23 protein-coding genes and 1 riboswitch are annotated in these 25,265 nt (G+C 54.3%); of the genes, 15 read left to right on the forward strand and 8 right to left on the reverse strand.

The features are described 5' to 3' along the window. Positions 1 to 3: 3 nt before the first annotated feature. Positions 4 to 1,158: a mandelate racemase family protein gene (locus LZP96_RS13630; protein ID WP_064326713.1), complete on the reverse strand. Its 1,155-nt coding sequence runs from the start codon at positions 1,156 to 1,158 to the stop codon at positions 4 to 6. A gap of 311 nt (positions 1,159 to 1,469) precedes the next feature. Next, complete coding sequence (gene fbaB, locus LZP96_RS13635; protein WP_258926065.1) at positions 1,470 to 2,522, reverse strand: class I fructose-bisphosphate aldolase; 1,053 nt, start codon at positions 2,520 to 2,522, stop codon at positions 1,470 to 1,472. Positions 2,523 to 2,772: 250 nt separating this feature from the next. Between fbaB and LZP96_RS13640 the strand changes: the two genes are divergently transcribed. Genes LZP96_RS13640 through LZP96_RS13650 form a run of 3 tightly spaced genes read left to right on the forward strand, consistent with a single transcriptional unit; the run spans position 2,773 to position 6,004 of the window. Next, positions 2,773 to 4,050, forward strand: a complete 1,278-nt coding sequence (locus LZP96_RS13640) for a nucleoside permease (protein ID WP_064326715.1) — start codon at positions 2,773 to 2,775, stop codon at positions 4,048 to 4,050. Continuing rightward, positions 4,047 to 5,051 (forward strand): ADP-ribosylglycohydrolase family protein, encoded by a 1,005-nt coding sequence (locus LZP96_RS13645; RefSeq protein WP_258926066.1) that lies wholly within the window; start codon positions 4,047 to 4,049, stop codon positions 5,049 to 5,051. Before LZP96_RS13640 ends, LZP96_RS13645 begins: the two co-directional genes overlap by 4 nt. Then, positions 5,048 to 6,004 carry a PfkB family carbohydrate kinase gene (locus LZP96_RS13650; RefSeq protein WP_258926067.1) on the forward strand — a complete coding sequence of 319 codons (957 nt, stop codon included), beginning with the start codon at positions 5,048 to 5,050 and terminating at the stop codon, positions 6,002 to 6,004. The genes LZP96_RS13645 and LZP96_RS13650 overlap by 4 nt, the downstream gene beginning before the upstream one ends. On the opposite strand, the gene LZP96_RS13655 is transcribed toward LZP96_RS13650, so the two are convergent. The 3 genes from LZP96_RS13655 to thiM are packed head-to-tail and all read right to left on the reverse strand — an operon-like array spanning position 5,978 to position 8,342. After that, positions 5,978 to 6,724 carry a GntR family transcriptional regulator gene (locus tag LZP96_RS13655; protein ID WP_258926068.1) on the reverse strand — a complete coding sequence of 249 codons (747 nt, stop codon included), beginning with the start codon at positions 6,722 to 6,724 and terminating at the stop codon, positions 5,978 to 5,980. The genes LZP96_RS13650 and LZP96_RS13655 overlap by 27 nt on opposite strands. Positions 6,725 to 6,774: 50 nt before the next feature. Next, positions 6,775 to 7,575: a bifunctional hydroxymethylpyrimidine kinase/phosphomethylpyrimidine kinase gene (thiD, locus tag LZP96_RS13660; RefSeq protein WP_258926069.1), complete on the reverse strand. Its 801-nt coding sequence runs from the start codon at positions 7,573 to 7,575 to the stop codon at positions 6,775 to 6,777. Then, positions 7,572 to 8,342, reverse strand: a complete 771-nt coding sequence (thiM, locus tag LZP96_RS13665; RefSeq protein ID WP_258926070.1) for a hydroxyethylthiazole kinase — start codon at positions 8,340 to 8,342, stop codon at positions 7,572 to 7,574. Before thiM ends, thiD begins: the two co-directional genes overlap by 4 nt. Positions 8,343 to 8,377: 35 nt before the next feature. After that, positions 8,378 to 8,474, reverse strand: a riboswitch (TPP riboswitch). Positions 8,475 to 9,494: 1,020 nt separating this feature from the next. On the opposite strand from thiM, the gene LZP96_RS13670 reads away from it, so the two are divergent. The 7 genes from LZP96_RS13670 (at position 9,495) to LZP96_RS13700 (ending at position 16,204) form a co-directional block, all read left to right on the forward strand. Beyond that, positions 9,495 to 9,989, forward strand: coding sequence for an Hcp family type VI secretion system effector (locus LZP96_RS13670; RefSeq protein WP_258926071.1), 495 nt, complete (start codon positions 9,495 to 9,497; stop codon positions 9,987 to 9,989). Further along, complete coding sequence (locus LZP96_RS13675; RefSeq protein WP_071892410.1) at positions 9,989 to 10,357, forward strand: tlde1 domain-containing protein; 369 nt, start codon at positions 9,989 to 9,991, stop codon at positions 10,355 to 10,357. Before LZP96_RS13670 ends, LZP96_RS13675 begins: the two co-directional genes overlap by 1 nt. Before the next feature lies 1 nt (position 10,358). Next, on the forward strand, positions 10,359 to 10,799 hold the full coding sequence (locus tag LZP96_RS13680) for a Shiga toxin A subunit (RefSeq protein ID WP_258926072.1): 441 nt from the start codon (positions 10,359 to 10,361) through the stop codon (positions 10,797 to 10,799). A 641-nt stretch (positions 10,800 to 11,440) separates the two neighbouring features. Next, entirely contained in the window at positions 11,441 to 12,205 is a 765-nt protein-coding gene (locus LZP96_RS13685; protein ID WP_258926073.1) for a hypothetical protein, read from the forward strand. Between the two features lie 295 nt (positions 12,206 to 12,500). Next, positions 12,501 to 12,887: a hypothetical protein gene (locus tag LZP96_RS13690; RefSeq protein ID WP_258926074.1), complete on the forward strand. Its 387-nt coding sequence runs from the start codon at positions 12,501 to 12,503 to the stop codon at positions 12,885 to 12,887. A gap of 455 nt (positions 12,888 to 13,342) precedes the next feature. Next, entirely contained in the window at positions 13,343 to 14,719 is a 1,377-nt protein-coding gene (locus tag LZP96_RS13695; protein ID WP_064326725.1) for a diaminobutyrate--2-oxoglutarate transaminase, read from the forward strand. Between the two features lie 18 nt (positions 14,720 to 14,737). Further along, positions 14,738 to 16,204: a pyridoxal phosphate-dependent decarboxylase family protein gene (locus tag LZP96_RS13700; protein WP_258926075.1), complete on the forward strand. Its 1,467-nt coding sequence runs from the start codon at positions 14,738 to 14,740 to the stop codon at positions 16,202 to 16,204. A gap of 35 nt (positions 16,205 to 16,239) precedes the next feature. On the opposite strand, the gene LZP96_RS13705 is transcribed toward LZP96_RS13700, so the two are convergent. Both LZP96_RS13705 and LZP96_RS13710 read right to left on the reverse strand, forming a co-directional pair. Next, positions 16,240 to 16,755: a protein disulfide oxidoreductase gene (locus tag LZP96_RS13705; protein WP_258926076.1), complete on the reverse strand. Its 516-nt coding sequence runs from the start codon at positions 16,753 to 16,755 to the stop codon at positions 16,240 to 16,242. A gap of 70 nt (positions 16,756 to 16,825) precedes the next feature. Next, the gene (locus LZP96_RS13710) at positions 16,826 to 17,746 is read right to left on the reverse strand and encodes a LysR family transcriptional regulator (protein ID WP_258926132.1); all 921 of its coding nucleotides are present in this window, start codon (positions 17,744 to 17,746) and stop codon (positions 16,826 to 16,828) included. A 122-nt stretch (positions 17,747 to 17,868) separates the two neighbouring features. Between LZP96_RS13710 and LZP96_RS13715 the strand changes: the two genes are divergently transcribed. The 4 genes from LZP96_RS13715 to LZP96_RS13730 all read left to right on the forward strand — a co-directional run bounded on the left by LZP96_RS13715 (position 17,869) and on the right by LZP96_RS13730 (position 21,916). Then, positions 17,869 to 19,647, forward strand: coding sequence for an adenine deaminase (locus LZP96_RS13715; protein ID WP_258926077.1), 1,779 nt, complete (start codon positions 17,869 to 17,871; stop codon positions 19,645 to 19,647). 20 nt (positions 19,648 to 19,667) lie between these two features. After that, a complete protein-coding gene (locus LZP96_RS13720; RefSeq protein WP_258926078.1) occupies positions 19,668 to 21,011 on the forward strand; it encodes an NCS2 family permease in 1,344 nt (447 codons plus the stop codon). A 142-nt stretch (positions 21,012 to 21,153) separates the two neighbouring features. Beyond that, positions 21,154 to 21,486, forward strand: a complete 333-nt coding sequence (locus tag LZP96_RS13725) for an RcnB family protein (protein WP_258926079.1) — start codon at positions 21,154 to 21,156, stop codon at positions 21,484 to 21,486. Then, on the forward strand, positions 21,437 to 21,916 hold the full coding sequence (locus LZP96_RS13730) for a GNAT family N-acetyltransferase (protein WP_258926080.1): 480 nt from the start codon (positions 21,437 to 21,439) through the stop codon (positions 21,914 to 21,916). Before LZP96_RS13725 ends, LZP96_RS13730 begins: the two co-directional genes overlap by 50 nt. A gap of 42 nt (positions 21,917 to 21,958) precedes the next feature. On the opposite strand, the gene apbC is transcribed toward LZP96_RS13730, so the two are convergent. Beyond that, complete coding sequence (apbC, locus tag LZP96_RS13735; RefSeq protein WP_258926081.1) at positions 21,959 to 23,068, reverse strand: iron-sulfur cluster carrier protein ApbC; 1,110 nt, start codon at positions 23,066 to 23,068, stop codon at positions 21,959 to 21,961. 136 nt (positions 23,069 to 23,204) lie between these two features. Between apbC and metG the strand changes: the two genes are divergently transcribed. Further along, on the forward strand, positions 23,205 to 25,238 hold the full coding sequence (metG, locus tag LZP96_RS13740; protein ID WP_258926082.1) for a methionine--tRNA ligase: 2,034 nt from the start codon (positions 23,205 to 23,207) through the stop codon (positions 25,236 to 25,238). Positions 25,239 to 25,265 lie beyond the last annotated feature (27 nt).

Raw genomic sequence — 25,265 nt, forward strand, 5'->3', positions numbered from 1 at the left:
TGGTCAGTCGTGGCTGACGGTATTAGCTTCGATATACGCAAAATTAATGTCTTCACCGAGTCCGGGGCGGTCTGGCAAGGTGACCATGCCGTTTTCATCCATCGGATCGATAAGGCTATTGAGATACGCCGCAGGTTCGTCGTAATCCAGGAACGGATGCAGTAACCCACGTTCATACCAGCGGCAGTTTTTAATGGCGCCAATCACCGCCAGGCTTGCCGCGCCGTTTCCGTGCACTTCGCAGTCCATGCCGAAGGATTCCGCCAGGTGAGCCACTTTAAGCGTGGGTGAAATGCCGCCGACACCGTTGGGGCCCGCACGCAGAATGTCGCAGGCGCCCGCTTTAACCCAGTCGGCGCGGCTGTGGTGTTTTCCACCCAGGCTTTCCGGGCCGATAATCGGTATCGACAGATTGTCCGCAAGCCAGGCATATGAGGCCATGCTCTCCTCTTCCATCGGCTCTTCAAACCAGGCGAAGTCGAGTTTTTCCAGCGCTTTGCCGATATAAAGCGCCTCGGCACGGCTGTACCAGTGGTAACCGTCAATCATCAGATCGATGTCGGGGCCGACCGCTTCGCGCACGGCAGCACAGGCTTTAACATCCATTTTCGGGTTGGGGGCGAAAGAGACCGGCGGCATCCAGGTATGCAGCTTGATGGCCTTATAGCCGCGCGCCACCAGCTTTTCGGCAAAGCGGGCATACTCATCCGGCGTAGAGAGGCCGCCTGGCAAATCGTCGCCGCACATGGTGCTGCCGTAGGCTGGCACTGTATCCCGATAGCCGCCAAGCAGTTTCCAGACCGGCATATTCAGCTTACGTCCCGCCAGATCCCACAGCGCCTGTTCCACAAACGAGAGCGCGCGCTCGGTTAACTGGTGTGCGCTCCCACGCTGCCAGTGGGCCAGGTCCTGCCAGATGCGCTCACGATTGAATACGTCCTGCCCCACCAGCACTTTGCGGAAGAAGGTATTCACCACGAAGGGGCGCACCACTTCCGGCGGCGCAAAAGCGTACCCTTGCGTGCCATCGTCTGCCGTAATGGTGAGCATCGCCATTTTGGCCAGGCTTTCCGGGCCAGGATGCGAATGACCGGCGCTGTCCGAGACCCGACGCGTGGGGTACTGGAAGACGGTGACATTTACAGATTCAATTTTCATTATCAGTCCTTAACACAACGGAGATTGGTGCGACGTCTTAATTTGAAAAGCTGTTTCGAAATTAACTTTAAGCGCAAAATTCGTCCGCTGCCTTAGACAATTTCCGCTATGCGTCGACGATTTGTTGTGCAAATGCACGGGAGGGAGTGACACTTTTCACAAAAGGAGGGCGAAGTGTGAAGTGGATCGAAAGGACGTTCGGAAGGAAATGAAGTGAATTACCGCACCCATTTACGGCCCGGGAAAAGGAACGTGCAGGACAAGCAACATCAGGATACCCTCCCCCGACGGGAGAGGGTCAGTGAGGTGGATTAAGCGATGGTCACTTTGCTGTCAAGATAGACATCCTGAACCGCATTGATGAGCTTCACGCCTTCGGTCATGGTTTTCTTAAACGCTTTGCGACCCAGGATCAGCCCCATCCCGCCCGCGCGTTTGTTGATCACCGCCGTGCGAACCGCATCGGTTAAATCCGTTTCGCCTCCTGCCGCACCGCCAGAGTTGATCAGGCCCGCCCGGCCCATATAGCAGTTCGCCAGCTGGTAGCGCACCAGATCGATAGGGTTCTCGCTGGTCAGCTTGCTGTAAACGCGGTCATCGGTATAACCGAAGTTCACCGCCTTGTAGCCGCCATTATTTTCAGCCATTTTTTGCTTAACAATGTCTGCGCCGATGGTCGCCGCCAGATGGTTAGCCTGGCCGGTCAGATCCGCAGACACGTGGTAATCCACGCCGTCTTTTTTGAAAGCATTATTGCGCAGATAGGCCCAGAGAACGGTAACCATGCCCAGCTCATGCGCCCGTTCAAACGCGGCGGAGATCTCTTCTATCTGACGGCGTGACTGCTCAGAGCCAAAGTAAATCGTCGCCCCAACGGCCACCGCCCCCATATTGAAGGCCTGCTCAACGCTGGCGTAGAGCGTCTGATCGTATTCCGTGGGGTAGCTTAGCGTCTCGTTGTGATTGAGTTTGACGAGGAACGGGATGCGGTGCGCATAGCGGCGCGAAACGGAAGCCAGCACGCCGTAGGTGGAGGCCACGCAGTTGCAACCGGCTTCAATCGCCAGTTCCACGATATTCTTCGGATCGAAATAGAGCGGGTTAGCGGCAAACGAGGCGCCCGCTGAGTGCTCCACGCCCTGGTCTACCGGCAAAATAGACAGGTATCCCGTCCCGGCGAGACGCCCGGTATTGTAGAGAGTTTGCATGTTTCGCAGAACCGCCGGCGGGCGATTATTGTCGATCATGACGCGGTCAACGTAGTCGTGACCCGGAAGGTAAAGCTGGTCGGATGGAATAGTCATACAACGATGCTGTAATAGGCTGTCGGCGTCTTTGCCAAGCAACTGCGCAATATCGGTCATAGTGAGGCTCCCGTAAGTTCCGGCCTGGTGCCGGAGCGTGTTTTCCAGACCCAAATTTTTTGGGCAGGTTAAGCCTGGTACCGACCGGAGAGATTTTCCACTTAACGCCCGTTCTTTCAGCACAATCTGCTGCCTCGATTCATTCACAACAAAACTGTTACATTGATCAAACAATCCTTTCAAAGGTATTTAAAAGGTATTATTGGATGGTATGGTATCCACGTATTCTCTCTGACATGCAGGATTCAAAATGAAAACGAAAGTCCAACTGTCGTTCATGATGTTTGTTGAATGGTTTATCTGGGGTGCCTGGTTTGTGCCGCTGTGGCTATGGCTGAGTAAAAGCGGTTTTACCGCCGGAGAGATTGGCTGGTCTTATGCCTGTACCGCCATCGCGGCGATCCTTTCTCCTATTCTTGTCGGCTCGCTAACGGACCGCTTCTTTGCCGCGCAAAAGGTTCTGGCGGTGCTGATGTTTGCGGGCGCGATTCTGATGTACTTTGCGGCGCAACAGACCACCTTTAGCGGCTTTTTCCCGCTGCTGCTGGCTTACTCGCTTACCTATATGCCCACCATTGCCTTGACCAACAGCATTGCCTTTGCCAACGTCGATGACGTAGAGGCTGATTTCCCGCGCATCCGCGTTATGGGGACAATAGGCTGGATTGCCTCTGGCCTGGCGTGCGGCTTCCTGCCGCAAATGATGGGTTATAGCGATATTTCAGATACCAACCTGCCGCTGCTGCTGACGGCGGCCAGCTCTGTGCTTCTCGGGGTGTTTGCGTTCTTCCTGCCGAATACGCCGCCAAAAAGCACCGGTAAAATGGATGTTAAAGTCATGCTGGGTCTGGACGCGCTGGTCCTGCTGCGTGATAAAAATTTCCTCGTCTTTTTCTTCTGCTCTTTCCTGTTCGCGATGCCGCTGGCGTTTTATTACATCTTCGCCAATGGCTACCTCACCGAAGTCGGTATGAAAAACGCAACGGGCTGGATGACGCTCGGCCAGTTCTCAGAAATCTTCTTTATGCTGGCGCTGCCCTTCTTCACAAAGCGCTTTGGTATTAAAAAGGTTCTGTTGCTAGGTCTTATCACCGCGGCCATTCGCTACGCCTTTTTCGTCTTCGGCGGCGCGGAGGAGTATTTCACCTATGCCCTGCTGTTCCTTGGCATTCTGCTGCACGGCGTGAGTTACGACTTCTATTACGTCACCGCGTATATCTATGTCGATAAAAAAGCCCCTGCGCATATGCGCACCGCGGCGCAAGGATTGATCACGCTGTGCTGTCAGGGCTTTGGCAGCCTGTTGGGCTACCGTCTGGGCGGCGTGATGATGGAAAAGATGTTTGCTTATAAAGAGCCTGTGAACGGGTTGACCTTCAACTGGGCCGGAATGTGGACGTTTGGCGCGATCATGATCGCCGTCATCGCCGTGCTGTTTATGCTGTTTTTCCGCGAATCGGATAATGAAATCACCGCAATTGAGGTGGTGGATGGCGATACCGCGCTGACACGAGGGGAAGTTAAATGAAAGCAGACCGTATTCTCGGCGCACTGTACGGGCAGGCTTTAGGGGATGCGATGGGTATGCCATCGGAACTGTGGCCACGCCGTCGGGTAAAAGCGCATTTTGGCTGGATCGACCGTTTTTTACCCGGCCCGGCCGAGAACAACGCCGCCTGTTATTTTAATCAGGCGGAATTTACCGACGATACCTCTATGGCACTGTGTCTGGCGGATGCCCTCATTGAATGTGAAGGCCAGATTAACCCTGACGTCATCGGCAGACATATTTTGCAATGGGCGACGGATTTCGACGCGTTCAACAAAAATGTGCTTGGACCGACCTCGAAAATTGCCCTGAATGCGATTCGCGACGGTAAACCGGTAAGCGAGCTGGAAAATAACGGTGTAACCAACGGCGCCGCGATGCGTGCCTCCCCGCTGGGATGTCTGTTGCCCGCAACGCGCCTTGAGCACTTTGTCGGTGAAGTGGCGCTGGCCTCCAGCCCCACGCACAAATCCGATCTGGCGATTGCCGGCGCCGTTGTGGTGTCATGGGCCATCTCCCGCGCCATTGACGGTGCGAGCTGGGCGCACATCGTGGATGCCCTGCCTGGTATCGCGCGTTATGCGCAGGAAGCCAGGGTTACGACCTTTAGCGCCTCTCTGGCTGCCCGAATCGAACTGGCATTAAAGACGGTGCGCGAGGCAAACGGGATTGAGTCAGCCAGCGAGCAGGTCTATCAGCTTGTCGGTGCGGGCACCAGTACGCTTGAATCGGTTCCGGCGGCGATTGCCATGGTTGAACTGGCGGGCACTGACCCGAACCGCTGCGCCATTCTGTGCGCTAACCTGGGGGGCGATACTGATACCATCGGCGCGATGGCGACGGCTATCTGCGGCGCCTTGCAGGGTGTTCAGGCCATTGATTCTGCGCTAAAAGCGGAGCTGGATAAGGTCAACCAGCTCGATTTTGGCTACTACTGCGAACATCTGCTCCACTACCGGGAGCAAAGGGAGAGCGTATGAACGCAACATTCGCCCTTCGCCTGGCATCGTTAACGGCCAGGCGGCCAGTGACGGTGCTGGGCGCGGCCGTGGTCGATGTCATTGCCGATGCCTACGCCCTGCCCTGGCGCGGGTGTGACATCGAACTGAAGCAGCAAGGCGTGAATATTGGTGGATGTGCGCTGAATATCGCCATTGCGTTAAAACGACTGAATATCCCCGCCCAGAATGCCCTGCCTGTCGGGCATGGCGTGTGGGCGGACATGATCCGCCAGGCGATGACCCGACAGGGCGTTCACACGGCAGTGGAAGCAGAGACCGGAGACAACGGCTGGTGCCTGGCTCTGGTCGAACCGGACGGTGAACGAACCTTTATGTCCTTTAGCGGTGTGGAAAATCAGTGGCAACAAGCCTGGCTTGATGCGCTGAAAGTCCCCCCGCAAAGCCTGGTGTATCTTTCCGGATATCAGCTGGCTTCGCCGAGCGCAGCGCTGCTGACGCGCTGGCTGGAAGGGCTTGAGTCTGTCACGCCTTTCATCGATTTCGGTCCGCGCATTGAAGACATCTCTGATGACATCATGACGCGCATTATGGCCTGTAAACCCATCGTCTCGCTGAACCGGCACGAAGCGGAACTTGCCGCCGGGCGATTAGGCGTTGAAACCGCGTCGCTGGGCAGCGCGTGGCAGGCCCACTATGGCAGTCCGCTGATCGTTCGTTATGACAAGGATGGCGCAGCGTTTTATGACGGCGAGCATCAGGGGCATGTACCTGCCTTTTCGGCAACGGTGGTGGATACGATCGGTGCGGGCGACAGTCACGCCGGGGGAACGCTGGCCGGGCTCGCGGCAGGCTGGACGCTGGAAGAGGCGGTGCGGCTGGGCAACGCCGTGGGGGCCTGGGTGGTCAGCCATCGCGGCGGCGACTGTGCGCCCACCCGTGAGGCGCTACTCCTCGCATACGAAAACGTATAGATCGCTTCGGCAATAGCTGATGCTGTACTCAATGGTCCGGTGCTGTTGGTCGAGCGCAACCTGCTTTATCACCAGTACCGGAATTTTATCATCCATATTGATATGGTTCTGGAATTCGCTGTCAGGCATGCGGGCGCTCACGCGGGAACGGGTCCGCTGAGGGAAAATATTCTGACTGCGAAAATAGTCGTACAGCGAAATGCCGATCGCATCCGGATCCGGAATTAACCCGACGGGCACCCACGACTCTTCAATGGACACGGCATCGTCATCCACGTAGCGGATCCGTTTCAACAGAAATACATCGCTCTGCGGCGCAATGGCAAGCTCGCCTGCCACCTCATCCGGACATTTGACGACCCGCTTGTTCACCCACAGCGTGTCGGGCTTTTTTCCGCGCAGCACGACCTGTTGAGAAAATCCTCGCGCCTCTTTAAGGGAATATTCGAAGATATTGTTAATTTGCGTGCCGTAGCCCCGCGAGCGCGTCACAACACCCTGCTCTTCCAGCGCCTGCATCGCCTTACGCACGGTGATGCGTGAGACTCCCGTTAACTGGCTGAGATCGCGCTCGCCCGGTAAAATATTGCCGTGCCCGAGCATGCCATTGCGCACGGCGTTTTTTATCGTCTCGGCAAACTTAAGATACAACGGCGTGTTATCCGCCGCTGAAATCCGTTCGTTCAGTTGCATAATTAACTGGGTATGCGCTTGTTCCATCTCTGTTTTTCCTGACCTGAAGTTCCCTTTCAGTATACTCCTTCAGGGCCTTACCACCACGCATGAAAATGGTGTACCGGCCCAATTCCGTGACCCACCTCGAGGCTGTCGGCTTTTGCCAGCGCGCAGGAAAGCCAGGCTTTTGCCTCTGCTACCGTGTCCGCCCAGCTGGCGTGTCGCGGGCGCAGTGCGGCAAGCGCGGCTGATAAAGTACACCCGGTTCCGTGGGTATTTTTGGTGTGAATCCGCGGCGCGGTAAATCGCTGCGCGCCGTTGCGGGTAAATAGCCAGTCCGGGCTTTCTGCATCATCCAGATGCCCCCCTTTCATCAGCACCGCTTCGCATCCCATCGCCAGCAGCGCCCTGCCCTGTTCTTTCATCTCCTGCTCGTTGCACGCGTGCGGTGCCTCCAGCAAGGCTGCGGCCTCCGGCAGATTTGGCGTGATCAACGCAACCTGCGGCAACAATCGTTTTCGCATCGTCGCAACGGCCGACGCGGAGAGTAAAGGATCGCCGCTTTTTGCCAGCATCACCGTATCCAGTACCACGTTTTGCACCCGATAGCGGGCGAGCTGATCCGCAACCGCCTCAACGATGTCCGTCTCAGCCAGCATGCCGATTTTGGTGGTATCAATACGGACATCGCTTAAGACCGACTCCAGCTGTGCCGTGACGAAATCGGGCTCAATACGATAGACAGACTGTACCCCGCGGGTATTTTGCGCCACCAGCGCGGTCATCACCGAACAGCCATACGCCCCCAGGGCGGAAAAGGTTTTTAAATCAGCCTGAATGCCTGCACCGCCTGAAGGATCGGTGCCGGCGATAGTGAGTGCGTTGATCCGCTTCATGCTTGCTCCTCCAGATTCCATAACGCATCAAGAAAGTGCGAGGCGAAACTACCCGGCCCGCGGCTTTGCGCAGCGGCGATAGCGCCAGCTCGTTTCATAAAATCGCAGGCGGCAGCCACGTTATCCAGTCGGTCACCCGGCAGCGAACAGCTGGCCGCTACCACAGCGGAAAGGGCACACCCCGTTCCCACCACGCGCGTCATCAGGCTATCGCCCCCCGTCACGCTGCGGGTGCGGTGACCATCGGTGACGTAATCCACTTCGCCGGTGACGGCGACGATGGTACTGATCTGGCGCGCCAGAGCCTGTGCGGCAGGCAGTGCATCGGCTGCGGTATTTGTGGTGTCGACACCGCGCCCTCCGCCGCTCATTCCCGCCAGGGCCATAATCTCCGAGGCATTACCGCGGATCGCCGCAGGTTTCAGGGAAAGGATCTGCTGACAAAAACGGGTGCGAAAGGCCAGGGCTCCTACCGCAACCGGGTCAAGCGTCCAGGGTTTTCCTGCCGCCGCCGCGCTTTCCACCGCCCGGCGCATTGCCTGTGCACGTCCCGAGGTGAGCGTGCCGACGTTGATCAGCAGAGCGTCTGCTACCGACGCAAATTGCTCCGCCTCTTCAGGCTCAATCACCATAGCCGGAGACGCGCCAAGGGCCAGCAACACATTGGCCGTAAATGCCTGAACGACATCGTTGGTCATACAGTGCGTGAGGGGGGAATGGGTGCGAAAGTGATGTAAAACGTGAAAATCAAGAAGGTCAGGCTGCATGTTGTCGCTCCTGCCTTGCGTGAAGAAGCGATAACCGGGAAGGTATCTGACTTCCCTACGCTGGCATTATCCAGATCAGGTGGTACGGGTATTTCTCAGCCTTCACAAAGAAGGGCACCCCGAGTCATTTACTACAAAATCAAAAGCTTGCGATTAACGTCCCGTTAATCCCTATTCTGGATCATGCCAGCGGGAAGTCAAAGACTCAACCCTAAAAAATGCTTTGTGTCCCAGCTTGTGTCTCAAGTCGTGGCACCTAGCATCAAACACCGAACACACAAAGGCCGGGTTTCCCCAGCCTCAACAGCACCCTTGAAAGTGCCTTCACGAACCTATTTACCTAGATGTACTCTTACCATAGCGGTGCCATTACCAATAGCTCTAATAGTTGCCCTAAGCTGATATTCAGTAATCCCCAACGATAGAGTTGCAAAGCTGCCATACCGCATATAGATGTTTATATATGATTAGAGACCATATGTTGGTGATCTGTGCACTAAATGGATATTAGTAACATTGATCCCGTGGTTATTGAGGTGTATATTTTCTCAGTGCTGTTCATCTAACCAGTTTCTTCATCATAGGGAGAAGTTGATGTCTGAAAAAACTGAGTATTTTTCAAAATATTTTGAGATTGGAAATCGAAAATCGTTCTCATGTAAACAAGAGATTAGTCCTGAGAATTTCAAGGAGCTAATTGGCTACTATGAACTCGACGAGGATGTTTCTTGTCAAGTGAAAACTAAAAGAGGTTTCTGTCGGAAGAATCATAAAACAGGTTGGTTAGGTGTTACAGTTTAAATACATAAGCATTCATAGCTAAAGGAAATATAACATTCCCTCCCCACGAATCGGGTTAATAAAGTTAATTATTTTGCCTAAAGTGACCTCCTATAAAAATCACGACTACGTAGAGGTAAGCATGTCGCAATGCCAGATCATCTCCTTCTGTCGACACTAAAGATTTAACTACCCTTCCTTCTCAACTGACAGGAGCGAAAACTCGATAGTGAAGACCAACTAAAAAACAATAAAGCAGCACTTAAATGGAATTGATTTTAAGAGCTTTCCTGAGATATTCCCCCCCTAATTCTGATGGCGCAGGAGTAGAATTAACATTCACTACTAATACAGGAAAAGGGATTTTAAAATATGGCGATACCAGTTTATCTTTGGCTTACCGATGAAGCAGGGAATCAGGTTAAAGGCTCTGTTGATATGCCCGGTAGGGAAGGTTCTGTAGAGATTGTAGAACTGATGCACAATGTAGAGCTGCCTACTGACAACCTGACAGGCAAGATTACCAGTAAGCGTAAGCATGGTGATTATGCTTTGATCAAAGAAATAGATAGCACTTCGCCTAGACTCTATCAAGGCGTTTCTTCGGGTAGGACGTTTAAACAAGCCGTATTGAGATTCTACCGAATCAACTTTAACGGTATAGAAGAAGAATATTTCCGTGTCACAATGGATAATGTAAGAGTTAACTACATTGAACCATTCATGATGGATATTAAAAACCCATCCTTTGAAAAGCATAACCATTTAGAAGCATTTTATTTGGCTTATGAAAAAATCACATGGCATTACTTAGACGGGAATATTATTCATAGCGATTTATGGAACGGCGACAAGGAGGCTGCATAATGACATGGGTATATAAAGTTAGTGCTCATAGTTTCTATCTCAATGGTTCTTACCAGTTTGATGGATTGTACTCAGGCAGGCCTGGATATAAAAATGATTCAGCTTATGAGTGTGTAAAAGGTAAAGGCCCATTACCAAGAGGAACATATAAAATTGGCGCTCCGTTCTTTCATCATAACACCAGGGCCTGGACAATGAGACTAACACCCTATGCAGCTAATGATATGTGTGGAAGAGATGCTTTCATGATACACGGTGATAGTGCAGCACACCCAGGTTCGGCTTCTGATGGCTGTATTATCGTGAGTCTGCCAAATAGAAAATTGATTGCTGCTAGCAGTGATAAAATTCTGGTTGTGGAAGATTAACATGAAGAAGCTTTTGATTTGCACATTAGCTATTGCTCCTCTTTTTGCTTATGCTCATGATTACAATTGTGCTGCTGTTGGCGCATCAATGGAATCGTGGTTGTTTAATGCTATAGAGAAAGAATTGAAAATTGATGTCTCGACAATCCAGAAAGATAAAACAGAAGTGGAAATTATCACCACCATACCTGTTTCTGAAATATATGCAGAAGTATTAGCAAAATCAGATCGTGCTGATTCTATCGCGAAAGGAAAAGCTACTATTCCTGAAAGTGAATACTTTTCTAGCTACTACGGAAACGACACAAAATCTATCACAGCGAAATACACCTATATCAACAAGGCCAATAAGAAAGATGTTTTTATCGCATCCAGCCTAATGAATAAAGATGAATGCTCTATAAGATTTAATGGTTACATTATCCTATCCCGGGATTTTTGAATAAAGGGGCGCTCAGCCCCTGTTTCTTTATGGTAATCTTTTAACAAATAAACAAATCCGCTGTAATTTTATGTAGAAATGCATGTAAAAACTTACTCAATGCCCCTACAGATGTCTTACCAAATATATAACATTGCGAAAGAAAATATGTATCCTTTCTAAAATCTTAATTGAGATTGTAGTGTCATAAAGATAACTAAAAGGGTAAAGAAATACGGTGTTTAGATCCTGATTGTGGAGAGAATTCGTCCAACAAAAATGCTCTTCTAGCCATACTCTCCCACCAGTCCCTTTGACTTTACCTCAATAGTGATGCTTTTGTTTCGCGAAGTCCGCTGCGCAGGGTTTCAAGCGAAAGCGAAACTAATTTCATAATACAAAAAAAGATAACCACATGTTTTTAGGTGATTTTAAATCAGATAGAGATTTTTCTTATTGGGCGAACATTCACGCTTAATGTGATCCAGATCAAGATTATTTTAGTCAACCAGGGCGATAGTAACGCCGGTCAATCATCAGTGTTTCTCCTAAAGAAACAAAATCACTATTAACTGATAATTAAAATGAAAAGATCTCTCTTAGCAATGATGATAGCGGCTGTATTTTCACTGAATGCAGTGGCTAATGAAACGTTTAGCATTATGAACGATCGCTTAGGTTCAGCGATTCAGGATAATGCGAATAATCACAATCCAGGTACGCAGCAGCGCGTTAACGATGCGTATAACGGTGCCAAACAGGCAATTTCAGGGCCAATGGATAACAGTAACGCAGGCGCGATAACGGCTCCATCATCCGTTACCGAACCCGCCGCAACGCTATCTGTTAATAAAGAAACGTCGTTACCCCCTGCTATCACCCGCGAGGAAATCAGCCACTACGGTGTGAAAACAAATCCTGTGGGCGTGCCAACGGGCCTGACCGGCGTACAGGCCCCTGCCATGAAGAAGGGAATGGTACAAGGCATCGACCCGGCAACCCCGGAACGTTATGCCAGCATGAAGCCCACGCAATCCACGCCTGTGCTGCAAAACAATATCAGCCAGGCCGTCGCAGCGATCACCGCAAAGCCAGCGCAGGTCGATACTATTAATGTGAGCGCCACTGCCCTGAAACCAGAGACCCGGGTTAACGCCATCATTAAGGGACAAACGATCCGCACGACGGCGGGAGAGCTAGCAAAGGTAGACCCGGAGGCGCAAGTCAGCGTCCCCCATACTCCCGCGTTGCTGCGCAGTGCCCATCCCCGAAGCGATCGTGAAAAGGTATCCGGGCACGCTGAACAGGGTACAGGCAATGGGGCAAACAACGCGGCAAATTCCCATAGCGCCCACGGTATGGGTGGAGATAACCATATCGGCGGCGGTGCTGCACAGTCTGGTTCACGTAATCTGGGCCATTGGTAATGGAGAACATTCGGCGCGCCAACGTTTTTTTTGACTTCTTAATGTAAGCGCTTACACGATGGCTATGCAGCGTTAAACAGAGGCTTAGCTACATTGCTTTCATCAATATGGAGAAAGGGTCACCTGTAGACAAAAGGCGTTGTCGAAATCCCAATGAGTTAAAACGCAATGCTAAAATATATTTTATGTAGCGCTCTGCTTTATTTAACCTGTATCGCCGTAGGCTTTGCCGGTGGAATAGAGTATATGAGGTTATTTTCAGAAAACTGTATAACGTTTAAAATGAGTGATAGCAATGATGAAAAAGTCTCTTCTGGCGATCATCCTGGTCACCGCGACCATCAGCTTTAATGCCTCTGCAATCAGTGAAAGCTTTCGTAAACAACTTGATTCATCAGGCTGCACACAGGTTACTGAAGCTAATGGTTCATGTGATATAAGCAAAACTAAAGCGCAAAACAGTCAGCATACCAAAAAGGTGTTTACTGGCCATGGCGTAGAGGTTGTATTCATGAATGATCATTCCGTTACGGTAAACGGAAAAGCGGCGTCGATGGATGAGAACAATGCTGACGCCACTGTTTTTAAGCAAGGCACCTATACCATTATTCATTATCGTAACGGCAAGGTTTCTTTAATGGAAAATAATGTCTACGTCGGCAACCTTAAAAAAGCGAAATAACCCAGTCTGGATATTTTTATAAGCGTAACGGCGGCGGTAAAATCCCGCCGCCCTATCTCGTTTAAGCTCAGCCGGGGTCCTGTAAGCGCTCTGCTGGTTATCAGGCGAGGATAACGGGTCATGTGTGCGACCTGTAAAAAATCACACAAAACCCTGCCAGTGCGTGTCCCGTTTTCAGGGGCATTTTTGGCACGATTTGTAACACTCTCAGCTCAACCTTTACAGTCCTGAGTGATATGGGATAAGTACCTGTTTTTATTCGAGGATTCACCCTGTTTTATCTGCATGCTTCTGCGGGGTTTAGCCCCCCTGACTGACGTAACAAAATAGTAATCAAATTAACCATTGAGCCGGACCTAAAAAGGCTCTATATTGGCGGCGTTTTTTACAGGCCCCCCTTTATTAACTATTTATTCAATCGTGGCGCATAACGAAGCCGCGGTTGTAGGAGTGATATGATGACGGATAAAGTCCGTATTGACACTGCAGATGCCCGCAAAAGCAACGAAACCTATCTGGCCCGTCAGGCCGAGTTTGAATCGAACGTCAGGAGCTATCCTCGCAAACTGCCTTTAGCGATCACTAAAGCAGAAGGCGTGTGGATTACCGATGCCGATAATAAAGAATATCTTGATTGTTTAGCTGGCGCAGGCACCCTCGCGCTGGGTCACAATCATCCTGATGTGCTGAAAAGCATCCAAAATGTCATTACCAGCGGCTTGCCGTTACATACACTGGATCTGACAACGCCTCTGAAAGACGCGTTCTCCGAATACCTGCTTTCTCTTCTGCCGGGTCAGGGCAAAGAGTACTGCCTGCAGTTCACGGGTCCATCCGGCGCTGACGCTGTGGAAGCGGCGCTGAAGCTGGCGAAAAAAGTGACCGGCCGTAGCGGAATCATCAGCTTCTCTGGTGGTTACCACGGCATGACGCACGGCGCACTGGCGGTGACCGGCAACCTGTCTCCGAAAGAAGCGGTGAACGGTATGATGCCAGAAGTGCAGTTCATGCCTTACCCACACCAGTACCGCTGCCCACTGGGTATCGGCGGTGAGGCGGGCGTGAAAGCGCTGACCTACTACTTCGACAACCTGATTAACGACGTTGAAAGCGGCGTGCGTAAACCTGCTGCGGTGATCCTTGAAGCCGTTCAGGGTGAAGGCGGCGTGAATCCGGCTCCGGCTGAGTGGCTGCAGCGCATCCGCAAAGTGACCCAGGAACACGGCATTCTGCTGATCCTCGACGAAGTTCAGGCGGGCTTTGCCCGTACCGGTAAATTCTTCGCCTTCGAACACGCGGGCATTGAGCCAGACATTATCGTGATGTCTAAAGCGGTTGGCGGCGGTCTGCCACTGGCGGTTCTCGGTATCAAAAAGCAGTTTGATGCGTGGGCGCCAGGCCACCACACCGGCACCTTCCGCGGCAACCAGCTGGCGATGGCAACCGGTCTGACAACGCTGAAAATCCTGAAAGATCAAAACATCGCAGGCAAAGTGGCCGAACAGGGCGAATGGCTGAAAGGCCAGCTGAACGAGATGGCGAAACGCTATCCGGTTATCGGTCACGTTCGCGGCCTGGGCATGATGATTGGTATTGAGATCGTTAAGCCAAACGAAGCGGCAGACCACATGGGCTGCTTCCCGGGCGATGGCGAACTGTCTGCCCTGATTCAGAAGAAGTGCTTCGAAGCCGGTCTGATCCTGGAACGTGGTGGTCGTAACGGTGTTGTGTTGCGTCTGCTGCCTTCTCTGCTGATCAACGATGAAGAGCTGAAAATCTTCCTGGATAAATTTGAGCAGGCGCTGCTTGCTGCGGGCGTTCGCCCGGTATAACCGGAGTTGTTGAATACGATGTCTGATTCAAACCCAATTTTGTTCTCCTCTGCACAGAGCATTGAAGCTTACCAGCAGGCGATTGAGCAGAGCACTCAGGCTGTGATGCAGTGGCTGAAACAGCCTGAGATGTATCAGGGCAAAACGGTCGCGGAACTGCGCGACCGTATTAAGCTGGATTTCAACCCGAAAGGGCTGGGCAACGAAGCGGCGATTGAACGCGCCGTGGAGTTCTTCCTGAAAGACAGCCTGTCCGTTCATCACCCGCAGTGTGTGGCGCACCTGCACTGCCCAAGCCTGGTGGTTAGCCAGGCGGCGGAAGTGCTGATTAACGCCACTAACCAGAGCATGGACTCCTGGGATCAAAGCCCGTCCGCAACCATCATTGAGATCAAGTTGATCGAATGGCTGCGTACCCGCGTGGGTTATCAGGCTGGCGATGCTGGTGTGTTCACCAGCGGCGGCACCCAGAGTAACCTGATGGGCCTGATGCTGGCACGCGATGCGTTCTTCGCGCGTCAGGGGCACTCCGTACAGCAGGATGGCCTGACGGGCGATCTGCGTAAAATCCGCGTGCTGTGCTCTGAAAACGCTCACTTCTCCGTGCAGAAGAATATGGCGCTGATGGGTCTGGGCTACCAGTCCGTCGTGCAGGTGAAAACGGATGAATTCTGCCGCATGGATCTCAACGATCTGGCGGCGAAAATTGAGCAGTGCAATGCGAACGGCGAGCAGATCCTGGCGATTGTTGCCACCGCCGGTACAACCGATGCAGGTGCAATCGATCCGCTGCGTGCCATTGCTGAACTGGCGGCAAAGCAGAATATCTGGGTACACGTTGATGCAGCCTGGGGCGGCGCGCTGCTGATGTCTGAGCAGTATCGTCACTACCTGGACGGTATCGAGCTGGTGGATTCCGTTACTCTGGACTTCCACAAGCAGTTCTTCCAGACCATCAGCTGCGGTGCGTTCCTGCTGAAAGAAGCGCGCCACTATGAGCTGATGCGCTATCAGGCGGCCTATCTGAACTCTGAGTTCGATGAAGAAGCTGGCGTGCCGAACCTGGTGTCCAAATCGCTGCAAACCACGCGCCGCTTCGACGCGCTGAAGCTGTGGATGAGCCTGGAAGCGCTGGGTCAGGAACAATACGCGGCGATCATCGATCACGGTGTGACCCTGGCACAGCAGGTTGCGGCTTACGTGAAAGAGCAGCCTGCTCTGGAACTGGTCATGCAGCCGCAGCTGGCAAGCGTGCTGTTCCGCTTCCGTCCGCAGGCGCAGATGGATGACGCAGGTATCGCCCTGCTGAACCAGAAAATTGGTGATGCGCTGCTGGAGTCCGGACGTGCAAACGTCGGCGTGACCGAGCATAACGGCGTCACCTGCCTGAAGCTGACGCTGCTGAACCCAACCGTGACCCTGGAGGACATTAAAATCCTGCTGTCTCTGGTTGAGCGTACCGCGCAGGAAGTCATGGCGAAGTAATAACAGACCCCTCTTCCCGCGGAAGAGGGGTTATTTTAACGTCCTGCCCACCACAGCCTGAATTTCATACCCCAGTAGCTAGTCCAGCCCGTTGTGGTGCTGACCACTTTCCCCTTCGACACGATCACCAGCGTCGGTGTTACGCTCACCTGCCACGCCTGCGACAGCGCACCGTTGGCATCGTTGACCACCGGCATGACCAGCTGTTTCTTCTCGACCCAGCGCGCCAGCTTTGCATCGTCGCCGGAACGCATGGCGATACTCACGACGTTGCCACCCTGTTCTGCCAGCGTATTGACCGAGGGCGTCGTAAACCGGCAGATGCTGCACCAGGTTGCCCATACGTATATCAGCAGCGGGCGTTCCTGGCTGAGTGCCGTTATATCGTGGATCTTTCCGTCGATGCTGTGCATCGGTGCAGCGCTAAAGCTGGCGGGGAGTGTGGGCTTGCGGTATTGATCCACGCCCCACATGACGGCCAGCGCGAGCAGAAAGAAGATGATCCCTTCCCGCGCCCAGCGGCGCAGTCGACTGAATTTGCGGTTTTCCATTGTGACCTCTTTATGAATCGACGGTCATCTTAGCGAGCAATGCGCCATCACGCTGTAAAGAAGTGTCGGGTCATTTCGTTCGCAACGTGTCGGCCATCAGCGTAAAGCAGGATTCGATAAGCGGAGGAAGCGGCTGCGGGACGCGCATTAACGCCACCGTGCGGGCCAGGGCCGGTTGTTGAAGATGTACCACCCTGAGCTGCGGGTCCTGGAGGTGCGTGGTATAGAGCTGCGGTAAAATCGCCACGGCGAGTTTCGAGCGCACCAGGCCATACAAAGTTTCGATGTAGTCCACCTGATAGCGTGTCGGCAACGACAAACGGTGGCTTTCCGCGAGCGCCGCCACCAGACGCTGAATATTGCCTTTTGAGAACACGGCGATATCCCGCCCTGCCAGTTGCTTCCAGGGCAGGTGCGCCGACGCGGCCAGCGGATCGTCGCTGTGAATGACCGCGACAAACGGGTCATCCTGTAAGGGAAACACGTTCAGCTGGTCGGGAACAGAGTTATCGAGCGCACCAATGCCGAAATCAATCTGTCCTTTCAGCAGCTGGGCCACCAGCGCATCGTTGGTTTGATCGTGAAATTCCACCCTGAGGCGGGGAAAGGCCCGGGCAAGCGTCTGGGGAAGCAGCGGAAAGAGCAGTGAACTGACGGAAGGAATAAGGCCAATGCGCACGGTGCCATCGCCCCCTGCCTGAACAATGTGCTGCATGTCGTCAAACGCGAGCTGCGCCACGCTGAGCACCCGCTGCGCGTGCGGCAAAATGGCCGTACCAAGCTCCGTCAACGTCACGGCCGAGGCGGTCCGGTTAACCAGTTTGCCCCCAAGCACCGTTTCGATTTGGCGCAACGCACTGCTGAGCGCCGGCTGGCTGATCGCCAGTTTGCTGGCGGTATCGGTAAAATGACGCAGCTGCGCCAGAGTAACAAAATACTGAAGCTGTCGAAGAGAGAGCGCGGGCAGGCGCTGCCAGGGTTCCGTCATGATTATCCATTACACGCGTCACAGAATAACCCGGGGTTATCGGGCGATAAGTTTTATCAGCTGGGCAAACGTTTGCCGTGTGCATAGAGTAGCGTCATTATTTTGATGCTGGAACTGTTAATTGCATGACTGCTGAAACCCGACGCCGCGCCGTTCAGGCTGCACGAGGCGAAATGCCCTTTGACCTGCTGCTCACCGATACCCGTATTGTGGATATGGTCACCGGGGAGATCCGCGAAGCAGATGTCGGCATCGTGGGCGCACTGATTGCCAGCGTCCATCCGCGCGGCAGCCGCAGCGACGCGCACGAGACGCACGCGCTGAACAACCAGTTTCTGTCGCCCGGGCTGATGGATACTCACGTCCACCTTGAAAGCTCCCATCTTATGCCCGCCCGCTACGCAGAAATCGTGCTGGCCCAGGGCACCACGGCGGTCTTCTGGGATCCGCATGAGCTGGCCAACGTGCTGGGCATTGACGGCGTCCGTTTTGCGATTGAGGCCAGCCGCAACCTGCCGCTGCAGGTGATGGTCGCCGCACCTTCAAGCGTGCCCTCAACGCCCGGCCTGGAAATGTCCGGGGCGGATTTTGCCGGAGACGAGATGAACACCCTGCTCGGCTGGCCGGAAGTGCGCGGCGTGGCTGAAGTGATGGACATGCACGGCGTGCTTAACGGCAGCCAGCGTATGCTTGAAATTATGCAGGCCGGTCTCGACAGTGGAAAGCTGATTGAAGGCCATGCCCGCGGTCTCAGCGGTGCGGATCTACAGGCCTATCTGGCAGCTGGCGTAACGTCTGACCATGAGTTAACGTCGGCTGACGACGCGCTGGAAAAACTGCGTGCCGGGCTGACGCTGGAGATCCGCGGCTCGCATCCTTATTTGTTGCCCGATATTGTAAACGCCCTGAAAACCCTTCCCCATCTCTCTTCACACATCACGGTTTGCACCGATGATGTCCCGCCAGACATCCTGATGGAAAAAGGCGGAATCATCGCGCTGCTGAACCTGCTGATTGAACATGGATTAGCAGCCACCGACGCACTGCGTTTTGCAACGCTCAATGCGGCCATTCGCCTGCAGCGTAACGACCTGGGGCTGATTGCCGCCGGGCGTCGCGCGGATCTGGTGGTGTTTGACTCGCTGGATAAACTGACGGCGCGCCAGGTTTACGTCGCCGGAAAGCGGATTGCGCAGGACGGAGCAATGATCGCGCCCGTTGCTGATACGCCTCTTACGTTGCCGCGTGATACCGTACGGTTGTCTGCCCTGACCGCCGGTGATTTCCGCATGCGTATTGGCAACGCGAACCACGGCGTGGCTCGCCTGCGTCACATCAGCGGCGCGCGCTTTACCCGCTGGGGTGAAACTTATGTGCAGGTGCGCAACGGGTGCGTGCAGATCCCGGACGGCTTTAGCCTGATCTGGGTGCAGCATCGCCATGCGCGCCATGCCGCAAAACCGCAAATCGCCCTGCTTGAAGGCTGGGGGGAACTGCGCGGCGCGATAGCCACCAGCTACTCGCACGATTCTCACAACCTGGTGGTTCTGGGCCGCGATCCAAACGATATGGCGCTGGCTGCCAATACGCTTATCAACAACGGGGGTGGCATGGCACTGGCGCAGCAGGGTGAGGTGATTGCCCACGTTGCCATGCCGATTGCGGGCATGCTGTCGGAACTGCCCCCTGCCGAGCTGGCGCTGCAGTTCCGGACGTTGCGCGAGCGCAGCAGTCTGATTGCCGACTGGGAACCGCCGTACCGGGTCTTTAAGGCCATCGAAGGCACCTGCCTTGCCTGTAATGCCGGACCCCATTTGACCGATCTTGGCCTGACCGATGGCAGCACGCGCCAGATTGTCGATCCGCTGATTTCTTACCGGGAAACCCCGGACAACACACAATAATACCGAAGGAGAGCCAGATAATGGCCGACAATACCGTGAATTCGCCAGCACCAGGGCGCTGGCTTGAACGTCGTTTTGCACTTCGTGCACGCGGGAGCACCGTGCGCACCGAGTGCCTGGCGGGTATCACCGGTTTTCTCGCTGCCGCCTATTTGCTGGTGGTGATCCCGGGGCTGCTGGCCGTGGGAGGAATGGATAAAGGCGCCGCGACTACGGGCACCATTCTGGTCTTTGTTGCCGGGACGCTGTTAATGGCGTTTTACGCCAACCTGCCGTTTATCGTCGGGCCGGGCATCGGCGGCTCGGTGCTGGTCGGGGTGACGCTTGCGGGCAGTGAAGGCATCGGCTGGCAAATTGGTCTGGGTATCGCCTGCTGGTCGGGGATTTTGTTCTTCCTGCTGACCCGCTTTGGCCTGCGCGAAGTGGTTACCCGTTCCGTTCCGCAGTCCATCAAGCTGGGGCTGACGGCCTCCATCGGGCTGTTTGTCGCCGTACTCGGTTTCCGCAACGCCGGGCTGGTGCTGGCGAATGCCAAAACCAACGCCCTGATGCTGGGCGATTTCCTGGCACCGGGCGCGCTGGTGGCGCTGTGTGGGCTGTTCCTCGCTATCGCCTTACAGGCGCGGCGTATTCCCGGTGCGATCCTCTGGGCAATATTATTTGCCACGCTGGTCGGGATCCCGTTGAGCGTGACGAAACTGCCGGCCAGTTTCATCGACCTGCCGCATGCCCTGACGCCAGTCTTCGGGCAAATCGATCTGCTCGGTGCGCTGAACATCGCTTTCCTGCCGTTCCTGTTTGTCTTTTTCGCCTCGGAGTTTTTCTCCACGATGGGTACCACGCTGGCGGTGGGTGGCGAAGCCGGATTGCTGGATGAAGAAGGCAATATGCCGCACATCAATCGTCCGTTTATGGTGGATTCCATTGCCGCCGCGATCGGTCCGTGGGTGGGTATTCCGGCCGCGACGGCGCTGATTGAATCCTCCGCGGCCGCAGAAGCCGGCGGGAAAACCGGCATGACGGCCCTTGCGGCGGCGGTGATGTTCCTGCTGATGCTGCTTTTCACCCCGGTGGCGCTGATGATCCCGAAAGAGGCCACGGCCCCCGCCTTGATTCTGATTGGCCTGAATATGTTCAGCGGCCTGCGTAAGGTGGATCTGGCCAATTTCACCGACGGGTTACCCGTGCTGATGATGGTGATGATTACGCTGATTGCCAACAGCTTCGGCACAGGCATTGCGGGGGGGTTACTGTTTTACATTGTCATCAAAGCGATTGCCGGGAAAGGACGTGAAATCCCGGTGGGTCTGTGGATCCTTGCCATTCCGCTGGTCTATTATTTTGCGACACTGGTCAGGCACTAACGGAGGATCCTGATGAGACCGTTCAGTTTTGTTACATTTTTTCCCAAACAAGCCATAGTCTGATACTTAAAATGGGCCATCTGCCGTATGGTTAGGTCATGGCTCATAAAACGTATCAATAAAAGGTCAAACTGGAGAAAAAATGGCTAAGCGTAAATTGCTGCTTCTGGGTGTATTACTGTCTCTTGCGGGTGCAGCCTCTGCTGCCCCACAGACTGCGGCCGCGCCGTCTGGCATCCAGGCGTATGAAGAACAAGAGTTCATCGCCGATTTCACTAAGTTCAAAATAGGCGATACGGCGCCAGCACAGTATCAGACGCCAGAGTACACCATTAAGCAGTATCAGCTGCGTAACCTGCCCAAGCCGGATGCCGATACCCACTGGACGTACATGGGTGAGAACTACGTGCTGATTACCGATACCGATGGCAAAATTCTCAAAGCCTACAACGGGGATATCTTCTATCACCGTTAATACCATCAGCGTCCGGCCCTGGCAGGAGAGCGACCGTCCTTTCCTGCGCACGCTCTACCTGCACGCCCGCCGTGATGCCTGGCCGTGGTTAAAGGGTGATGAATGGCAGCTTGAAGACTTTGACGCGGCAACCCGTGATGAAGAGATATGGGTCGCCGTTCAGAACGGGCATCGCCTGGGTTTTGCTTCCGTCTGGACGAACGATAATTTTCTGCACAACCTGTTTGTCGACCCGCAATACCAGCATCTGGGTGTGGGTCGCTTGCTGCTGGAAAAGGTGCAGAAAAGGTTTACGAGTACGGGAGCGTTGAAATGCCTGGTGAAGAACGAACGGGCTGTCGCGTTTTACCAGCGCCACGGCTGGCACATTGAAGCGACGGGCGACTCGCCGGACGGCGAATACTATTTAATGCATTATCGGCTGCGTTAGCGCCAGGCGGCATTGCCGCCACCTGGCGCTGACTGCCCGGGATTACACCGCGCGGAAGGCGATCTCACTTGGGATGACGTCGCCCTGCCAGTAAAGCTGCGCCGCAACGCGCCCTGCCAGTTGACGATACATCTCTGCAAACTCGCTTTCCGGACGGCTGACGACCGTTGGCTTACCGCTATCAAGATCTTCACGCAGGGTGATATGCAGCGGCAGCTGACCCAGCAGCTGGGTGTGATACTGCTCGGCCAGTTTTTCCGCACCGCCGGTGCCAAAGATGGCCTCGTGGTGTCCGCAGTTGCTGCAGATGTGCATGCTCATGTTCTCGACGATACCGAGCACCGGCACTTCCACTTTCTCAAACATCACGATGCCTTTTTTAGCATCAATCAGCGCGATATCCTGCGGCGTGGTGACGACAACCGCCCCCGTGACCGGGATGTTTTGCGCCAGCGTCAGCTGAATGTCACCGGTGCCCGGCGGCATATCCAGCACCAGATAGTCCAGGTCCGGCCACATGGTCTCTTGCAGCATCTGCAACAGCGCTTTGCTGGCCATAGGGCCACGCCAGACCATCGCGTTATCGTCCGTCACCAGATACCCAATGGAGTTGGTGGCAAGACCGTGGGCGACGATGGGCGCCATATGGGTGCCATCCGGTGAGGTCGGACGTTGATTTTCTGCGCCGAGCATATTCGGGATCGACGGGCCGTAGATATCGGCATCCAGAATCCCGACTTTTGCGCCTTCTGCGACAAGCGCAAGGGCCAGGTTGACCGCCGTAGAGGACTTCCCTACCCCGCCCTTACCGGAGCTGACGGCGATAATGTTTTTAACGCCATTTACGCCCGGCTGATTCTTCACGCGCTTGAGCGTGGCAATGCTGTGCGACAGCTTCCAGTCAATCGCCTTCGCCCCGGTAAGGCGAAGAAGATCGGCGCTGGTTTGCTCTTTCAGGGTTTCAAACGCGCTTTTCCAGGCAAACGGCATCTGCAGCTCAATGTGCAGCGTATCGTCCAGCCAGGCGACGTGGTGAAGCGCTTTCAGCGCCGTCAGATTGTGCTTCAGGGTGGGGTGCTGAAAATTAGCCAGCGTCCCGGCGACCATTGCTCGTAAGGCTTCCGGTGATTTGGCCTGGGATTGCAAACTCATCCCGACTCCTTTGTTCTTGTGAATAAGACCTTAGACGACAAGTTTACCTGAAAGGCCGTGGTTTGTGCTTACTTAATAATGCCCCTTTTGGTAATATCAAAAACCCTTTTCACAGTTAAAAGAAGTAATGACTACTATGACTCAAGTCGCGAAAAAAATTCTGGTAACGTGCGCACTGCCGTACGCCAACGGCTCAATCCACCTCGGCCACATGCTGGAGCATATCCAGGCTGATGTCTGGGTCCGTTACCAGCGAATGCGCGGCCACGAGGTAAATTTCATTTGTGCAGACGACGCCCACGGCACGCCAATTATGCTGAAAGCGCAACAGCTGGGGATCTCCCCGGAACAGATGATTACCGAAATGAGTCAGGAGCATCAAACCGATTTTGCTGGCTTTGACATCAGCTACGATAACTATCACTCCACGCACAGCGACGAGAACCGCGAGCTGTCTGAGCTGATTTATACCCGACTGAAAGAGAACGGTTTTATCAAAAACCGCACCATCTCTCAGCTTTACGATCCGGAAAAAGGCATGTTCCTGCCAGACCGTTTCGTGAAAGGGACCTGCCCGAAATGCAAATCTCCGGATCAATACGGCGATAACTGCGAAGTGTGCGGTGCGACCTACAGCCCGACCGAACTTATCGAACCCAAATCCGTTGTTTCCGGCGCCACGCCGGTTATGCGTGATTCTGAACACTTCTTCTTTGATTTGCCGTCGTTCAGCGAAATGTTGCAGGCCTGGACCCGCAGCGGTGCGCTGCAGGAGCAAGTGGCGAACAAAATGCAGGAGTGGTTTGAGTCAGGCCTGCAGCAGTGGGACATCTCCCGCGATGCGCCATATTTCGGCTTCGAAATTCCGAACGCGCCGGGCAAATATTTTTACGTCTGGCTCGACGCGCCAATCGGCTATATGGGTTCATTTAAGAATCTGTGCGACAAGCGCGGCGACACCACAAGCTTTGAAGAGTACTGGAAGAAAGATTCCACCGCCGAGCTGTACCACTTCATCGGCAAAGACATCGTTTACTTCCATAGCCTGTTCTGGCCAGCCATGCTGGAAGGCAGCAACTTCCGCAAGCCAACCAACCTGTTTGTGCATGGCTACGTCACGGTTAACGGCGCGAAGATGTCCAAATCCCGCGGCACCTTTATTAAGGCCAGCACCTGGCTGAACCACTTCGACGCGGATAGCCTGCGCTACTACTATACGGCGAAGCTCTCTTCCCGCATCGACGATATCGATCTTAACCTGGAAGACTTCGTCCAGCGCGTGAACGCGGACATCGTTAACAAAGTGGTCAACCTGGCGTCCCGTAACGCAGGCTTTATCGCGAAGCGTTTTGACGGCGTCATGGCCGCTGAGCTTGCCGACCCGGCGCTGTACCAAACCTTCATCGACGCGGCTGCCACGATTGGCGAAGCGTGGGAAGCCCGCGAGTTCGGCAAAGCCGTACGTGAAATCATGGCGCTGGCTGACCTGGCAAACCGCTATGTGGACGAGCAGGCGCCGTGGGTTGTCGCTAAACAGGAAGGCCGCGATGCTGACCTGCAGGCCATCTGCTCCATGGGGATTAACCTGTTCCGCGTGCTGATGACTTACCTGAAGCCGGTTCTGCCGCAGCTGACCGAACGTGCTGAAGCGTTCCTGAACACCGAACTGACCTGGGATGCCATTCAGCAACCGCTGCTGGATCATAAGGTGAACACGTTTAAGGCCCTCTACAACCGTATCGAAATGAAACAGGTTGAAGCGCTGGTTGAGGCGTCAAAAGAAGAAGTGAAGGCGGCAGCCGCCCCGGTGACCGGTCCGCTGGCGGACGATCCGATTCAGGAAACCATCACCTTTGATGATTTTGCCAAAGTCGATCTGCGCGTTGCCCTGATCGAAAACGCCGAGTTTGTTGAAGGCTCCGACAAACTGCTGCGTTTGACCCTGGATCTCGGTGGCGAGAAGCGCAATGTGTTCTCCGGCATTCGCTCTGCCTATCCGGACCCGCAGGTGCTCATTGGCCGTCAGACCGTGATGGTCGCCAACCTGGCGCCGCGCAAAATGCGCTTCGGTATCTCGGAAGGCATGGTCATGGCCGCAGGCCCTGGCGGGAAAGATATTTTCCTGTTAAGCCCTGACGAAGGCGCGAAGCCGGGTCAGCAGGTGAAATAACAAAAAAGCCGGAGAAAATCTCCGGCT

Origin of the sequence: Huaxiibacter chinensis, assembly GCF_022171985.1 — a bacterium.
Lineage (GTDB): Bacteria > Pseudomonadota > Gammaproteobacteria > Enterobacterales > Enterobacteriaceae > Enterobacter > Enterobacter chinensis_A.